Below are 6449 nucleotides of genomic sequence, written 5' to 3'. Positions count from 1 at the left end.
AAGGCTTCTCCCCCCTCCTTTTCTTTTTAAAATGACCAGTATCAAACTGTTATAGAACACGAAAAAGAGCAAATGGTCATTACCATTCGTGCACATACATTGTTGAAAACAAATAATATAGTAGAAAAACGTCTTTTCGACAAATTACACAGTCTGTGGATAAACAATTCAACAAGCTGTGTAATATCTTTCCACAGGTTGTCCACAGTTTGTGGATAACATAAATAGGTCAGATAATTAATTAAGAGTTAAAACACAAATATAATATCAAAATAAACACGATGGCGCAATGGGTGTCACAAACTTATCCACACACTTTACATCCTGTTGAAAATTAATTATCCACACCGGTTATTTGTGTGAAAAAAATGTCGATAATGAATGTGGATAGTCTAAATATGCCGGAAAAATATCCACACCCTTGTTTTGGAGGCCTTTTAGGAGGAAAAAGAGAATAAAATGTTAGAAACTAAAAAAGAAGGTTTCTTCGTTTGATAAATTATGTTATGCTTATAAGGTTGATAATAAGAGTTTTATCGTTGATATTGACAATCGATGGGTTACACAAATATAATGAGTTAGACTGTCTTAAACAGCTATTCCTCAGGGAGGTGTCATAAATGAAAAGAACGTTTCAACCAAATAACCGTAAGCGTAGTAAAGTTCATGGCTTCCGCAGCCGTATGAGTTCTAAGAACGGACGTCTAGTTTTAAAGCGACGCCGCAGCAAAGGTAGAAAAAAATTATCAGCTTAGGCCACTGAATAATGTCAGTGGTCTTTTTTACATAAAATCGTAAATGAACTGTCAGTTTTTATCGGAGTGGAAGAAAACATGAAGAAGCGAAACAGGCTAAAAAAAAATGAAGAGTTTCAAAAAGTGTTTAAAAAAGGTCAATCAATGGCGAATCGTCAATTCGTTATTTACCAGCTGGATCAACCAAATCAAGATGAACTGCGTTTAGGATTGTCTGTCAGTAAGAAGATAGGTAATGCAGTGATGAGAAATCGAATTAAACGACTGATCCGCCAGGTGTTTTTAGAGGAAGGTCATAAGTTAAAGCAAGAAAAAGACTACATTGTCATTGCAAGAAAACCAGCAAGTGAATTGACCTTTGAAGAAACAAAGAAGTCTCTCCAACATTTATTTAGAAAATCCGCTGTTTATCAACAACAACCGAAAAAGTCTTCGTAATAGAAACTTTCGTTGAATCAATTTTTAAAAGCGCTTCCTTCATCTAGTGAATTAAAATGAAACCACCACTTTGTAATGAAAAAATGTTACCATACTGATTAGGTGAGTCACTTTCGTAATCAATTCCAACTTAAATAAAGTTTGAAGTAATGGGAGGAATCTTGTTGAAAAGGCGATTATTACTAATATTTAGCTTGATTGGCGCATTGGTTCTATTGGCAGGATGTACACAAATTAATGAACCAATCACATCAGATAGTAAGGGATTCTGGAACTCTTATATTGTTTATCCGCTATCTCAATTAATCACGTACATGGCAAATTTGACTGGTGAAAACTACGGGGTTGCGATCATTATTGTGACACTGTTAATCCGCTTGCTCATTTTACCATTAATGATTAAGCAGTTAAGAAGTACAAAAGCAATGCAAGCATTGCAGCCTGAATTGAAAAAGCTTCGTGAAAAATATAGCTCTAAAGATCAAAAAACTCAGCAGCAGCTACAGCAGGAAACAATGGCCCTTTTCCAAAAAAATGGCGTCAATCCATTAGCTGGCTGTTTCCCGATTTTAATTCAGATGCCAATCCTAATCGGTTTTTATCATGCGATTATGAGAACAGCAGAAATTAAAAAGCATACATTCTTATGGTTTGACTTAGGCAGTCCAGATCCATTGTTCCTATTACCGATCATTGCGGGGGTAGCTACTTTCATTCAGCAAAAACTGATGATGGCTGGAAATCCTTCGGACAACCCTCAGATGGCGATCATGTTATGGGTTATGCCGATTATGATCATTGTATTTGCTATTAGTTTCCCAGCAGCACTTTCATTGTACTGGGTTGTAGGTAACATTTTCATGATCATCCAAACATTAGTGATTAAAACTCCTCAAGTAAAATTAGATACAAAAGAAAAAGCTGGCGGGAATAAAAAATGAAGGAAATAACTGCTGTCGGTCGTACAATCGAAGAAGCAGTAGATTCCGGACTTAAGCAAATTCAGCTTCTAAAAGAAGAAGTAGATATCACAATTGTGGATGAAGGAAATAAAGGGTTCTTAGGATTATTTGGCAAAAGACAAGCTGTAGTCAAGTTGATAGAAAAGAGAAATGCTCTTAAATTAGCTACACAGTATTTAGATAATATTGTTAAATCAATTGATCCTAAAGCGAAAATTATTTCCAAACAGGAACCGAAAAAGATTTCTTTCCACATTGATGGAGATAAAACGTCATTAATGATTGGAAAAAGAGGACAAACTTTGTACTCTTTAGAAACCTTGGTACAGCTAGTGTTTAATCGCTATTCTGATCAGTATCATCATATTACCATCGATATTGGAGATTATAGGAAGAAGCGACAAGAAGCACTTGAACAATATGCCGTCAAGATGGCAAACAAAGTTTTAAAAACGAAGAGAAAGGTTCATTTTGAACCAATGCCTTCGAACGAACGAAAAGTAATTCATGATACGATTGCTACTTTTTCTAAAGAACTAGCAACGGCATCGGAAGATACAGGCAGTAAGCGTCATGTAGTGGTGCTGTATAAAAAATAACAGAAAGACTAGAATTCAGCAAAGCTGGATTTTAGTCTTTTTTTATTGAAAAATTGTGTTTCTATAGAAGATTCATCCTTTATTTCTAAAAAGTTAGGATGTAATTCGAGTGGAAAATGTCATTTTTACAAGTAAACAAAGGCATCAGGGCGTTTAAATTTATTGTGTTTCGGTGTAAGATGTGAAGATAAGTTTAGAACGTCGTTATTCACATGTGGATAAGTTAAGTGTTAAAATAGATAGGATGCAAAGCTGTGGATAATTAGATAGAGGATACTTTCACTTCGCTTTCATTTATGGTATCTTTAAATTTTGGATTAAGCGTTTTTGATATAGAGATGGACAACGTCCATTTAATAGATAAAAGACTGTCTATTAAAGTAGAGAAAGAGGTGATTGAGCGATGGATACAATTGCAGCCATTTCGACACCGATGGGTGAAGGAGCAATTGCGATTATTCGTTTAAGTGGGCCTGAGGCGGTACAGATCGCTGATCGGATGTATAAAGGGCCTAAGGAGAAAAAACTTGTATCAGTGGATTCTCATACCATTCATTATGGTCATATCGTGGATGCAAGGACTGATCAAGTAATAGAAGAGGTCATGGTGTCAGTACTTCGAGCGCCAAAAACATTTACGAGAGAAGACGTTATTGAGATTAACTGCCATGGCGGAATTGTAACGGTCAATAAAGTATTGCAGCTTGCTTTAAGAGAAGGAGCAAGATTAGCGGAGCCAGGTGAGTTCACAAAGCGTGCTTTCTTAAATGGAAGAATAGATCTATCGCAAGCAGAGGCTGTCATGGACTTGATTCGGGCAAAGACGGATCGAGCGATGAATGTAGCAATTACTCAAATGGAGGGACGTCTCTCCGGTTTGGTTCAGCGACTGCGCGGCGAGATCCTGGAAACACTGGCGCATATTGAAGTCAATATTGACTACCCTGAGTATGACGATGTGGAAGAAATGACACACCGCGTCTTAGTGGAAAAAGCGACATCGGTCAAAAAAGAAATTGAGTCGCTTCTCTCGACTTCCCAGCAAGGGAAAATCCTTCGAGAGGGCTTATCCACTGTCATTATAGGAAGGCCGAATGTTGGCAAGTCTTCCTTGCTGAATAGCCTTGTACAGGAAACAAAGGCCATTGTCACAGATATTCCTGGAACTACGAGAGATGTTATTGAGGAATATGTGAATGTAAGAGGTGTACCTCTCCGTCTAGTCGATACTGCGGGTATACGTGAGACAGAGGACATTGTTGAGCGCATAGGGGTTGAACGATCTAGACAGGTCTTAAAAGAAGCTGACCTGATTTTACTTGTGCTCAATTATAGCGAAGAATTATCAGAAGAAGATATTAAGCTTTTTGAGGCTGTCTCAGGTATGGATATCATCGTGATTGTGAATAAGACAGACCTTGAGCCTAAGCTTGATGTAGAAAAGGTCAAGCAGTTAGCAAAGGATCGTCCGGTGGTCACTACATCATTATTACAAGAAAAGGGCATTGATGAGCTTGAAATGGCGATTCAATCTTTGTTCTTCACTGGATCAATTGAAAGTGGAGATTTAACGTATGTAAGTAATACAAGGCATATTGCCTTACTTCAGGCAGCAAAAAAATCAATTGAGGATGCTCTTGAAGGAATTGAAATGGACGTACCAATCGACATTGTTCAAATAGATTTAACACGTTGCTGGGAACAGCTCGGTGAAATTATAGGAGATGCTGTTCATGAAAGCTTGATTGATCAGTTATTCTCTCAATTCTGTTTAGGAAAGTAAAGGGAGGAACATAAGAAATGGGTTATGAAGCTGGCAATTATGACGTCATCGTCGTGGGTGCCGGTCATGCTGGGGTTGAGGCTGCTCTTGCTTCTGCAAGACAGGGCGCTAAAACACTTGTATTGACTATCAACCTCGATATGGTTGCTTTTATGCCATGTAATCCGTCCGTAGGCGGTCCTGCAAAAGGGATTGTCGTTAGAGAAATTGATGCATTGGGCGGAGAAATGGCACGAAATATAGATAAAACGCATATTCAAATGCGCATGCTGAATACGGGGAAAGGACCTGCTGTTCGTGCTTTAAGAGCGCAAGCAGACAAGTTCCAATATCAGCATGAAATGAAAAAAACAATGGAAAATGAACCGAACCTGACAATGCTTCAAGGTATGGTGGATCATTTAATTGTAGAAGATGATGAATGTAAAGGTGTCGTTACACAAACAGGGGCTAACTATCGTGCGAAGTCTGTTGTATTAACGACTGGGACTTTCTTAAAAGGCCGCATTATTTTAGGGGATCTATCGTATTCAAGTGGTCCTAATAACCAGCAGCCATCGATCAAATTATCGGATCACCTAGCAGAGTTAGGATTCGATTTGGTTCGCTTTAAAACAGGAACACCTCCTCGAGTGAATAGTCACTCGATTGACTATAGTAAAACAGAAATTCAACCAGGTGATGACGTTCCGCGGGCGTTCTCCTATGAAACGGTTGAATATATAACAGACCAACTGCCATGCTGGTTAACATATACGAGTTTAGAAACACATCAAATTATTGATGAGAATCTTCACCGTTCTCCAATGTATTCAGGTATGATTAAAGGAACTGGTCCTAGATACTGTCCTTCCATTGAAGATAAAGTGGTTCGTTTCAATGACAAACCGAGACATCAAATTTTCTTAGAGCCAGAAGGTCGTAATACGCAGGAAGTGTATGTTCAAGGATTATCTACAAGTCTTCCAGAGGATGTACAGCAGCGCATGCTTTCTACCATCCCAGGGCTCGAAAATGTACAAATGATGAGAGCGGGTTATGCCATTGAGTATGATGCAATTGTGCCTACTCAGTTGTGGCCTACACTCGAGACGAAGAAAATTTCTGGATTATATACAGCTGGCCAAATTAATGGTACGTCTGGCTACGAGGAAGCAGCAGGTCAAGGAATTATGGCAGGTATTAATGCAGGAAGAAAAGCATTGGGTAAAGAAGAAGTCATTTTAAGCCGATCTGATGCATATATCGGTGTTCTCATTGATGATCTTGTCACAAAGGGAACAAATGAACCTTACCGTCTTTTAACATCCCGTGCAGAATATCGTTTGCTTCTTCGTCATGACAATGCGGATTTAAGATTAACTGAACTGGGCTATCATATTGGATTAATATCTCAAGAAAGATTCCAAGCATTCCAGCAGAAAAAAGAAGCCATTGAAGCAGAGAAAAAACGTCTATATTCAGTCATCATCAAACCTACAGCTGAGACACAAGAATTTATTCGTTCACTTGGTGGAAGTGAGCTGAAGGACGGTATTCGTGCAAGTGATTTAATGAAGCGTCCAGAAATGAACTATGAATCAGTTGTGAAGTTAGCTCCTGCTGAAACACCGCTACCTTCTGATGTGTGTGAGCAGGTAGAGATTCAAATTAAATACGAAGGTTATATCGAAAAGTCACTCCAACAAGTTGAAAAGCTGAAAAAGATGGAGAACAAAAAGATTCCTGATCGTATTGATTATGATGCAATCAAAGGAATTGCAACTGAAGCGAAACAAAAACTGAAAGAAGTCCGACCGCTTTCTGTTGCACAGGCTTCTCGTATTTCAGGCGTTAACCCTGCTGATATTTCTATCCTTTTAGTATATTTAGAGCAGGGACGTATTGCGAAGATAGCAGAATAGAAAGGATG

General features: G+C 38.4%; 6 protein-coding genes. All 6 read left to right on the top strand.

The features are described from left to right. Nucleotides 1-620: 620 nt before the first annotated feature. Nucleotides 621-755 (top strand): 50S ribosomal protein L34, encoded by a 135-nt coding sequence (gene rpmH, locus MHI16_RS19010; RefSeq protein ID WP_008360908.1) that lies wholly within the window; start codon nt 621-623, stop codon nt 753-755. 78 nt (nt 756-833) lie between these two features. Further along, nucleotides 834-1193, top strand: a complete 360-nt coding sequence (gene rnpA / locus MHI16_RS19005; protein WP_003214983.1) for a ribonuclease P protein component — start codon at nt 834-836, stop codon at nt 1191-1193. 158 nt (nt 1194-1351) lie between these two features. Continuing rightward, nucleotides 1352-2134 (top strand): YidC family membrane integrase SpoIIIJ, encoded by a 783-nt coding sequence (gene spoIIIJ, locus MHI16_RS19000; RefSeq protein WP_095117972.1) that lies wholly within the window; start codon nt 1352-1354, stop codon nt 2132-2134. Beyond that, nucleotides 2131-2754: an RNA-binding cell elongation regulator Jag/EloR gene (jag, locus tag MHI16_RS18995; protein ID WP_058013179.1), complete on the top strand. Its 624-nt coding sequence runs from the start codon at nt 2131-2133 to the stop codon at nt 2752-2754. Before spoIIIJ ends, jag begins: the two co-directional genes overlap by 4 nt. Before the next feature lie 403 nt (nt 2755-3157). After that, nucleotides 3158-4537 carry a tRNA uridine-5-carboxymethylaminomethyl(34) synthesis GTPase MnmE gene (gene mnmE, locus MHI16_RS18990; RefSeq protein WP_058013180.1) on the top strand — a complete coding sequence of 460 codons (1380 nt, stop codon included), beginning with the start codon at nt 3158-3160 and terminating at the stop codon, nt 4535-4537. 17 nt (nt 4538-4554) lie between these two features. Beyond that, complete coding sequence (gene mnmG / locus MHI16_RS18985) at nt 4555-6441, top strand: tRNA uridine-5-carboxymethylaminomethyl(34) synthesis enzyme MnmG (RefSeq protein WP_058013181.1); 1887 nt, start codon at nt 4555-4557, stop codon at nt 6439-6441. The last annotated feature ends 8 nt before the right edge of the window (nt 6442-6449 follow it).

It is taken from the genome of Bacillus sp. FSL K6-0923 (genome assembly GCF_038630825.1).
GTDB lineage: Bacteria > Bacillota > Bacilli > Bacillales > Bacillaceae > Bacillus > Bacillus pumilus.
Note: the sequence above shows the minus strand (reverse complement) of the source record. Positions and strands in the feature narration are given on the sequence as shown.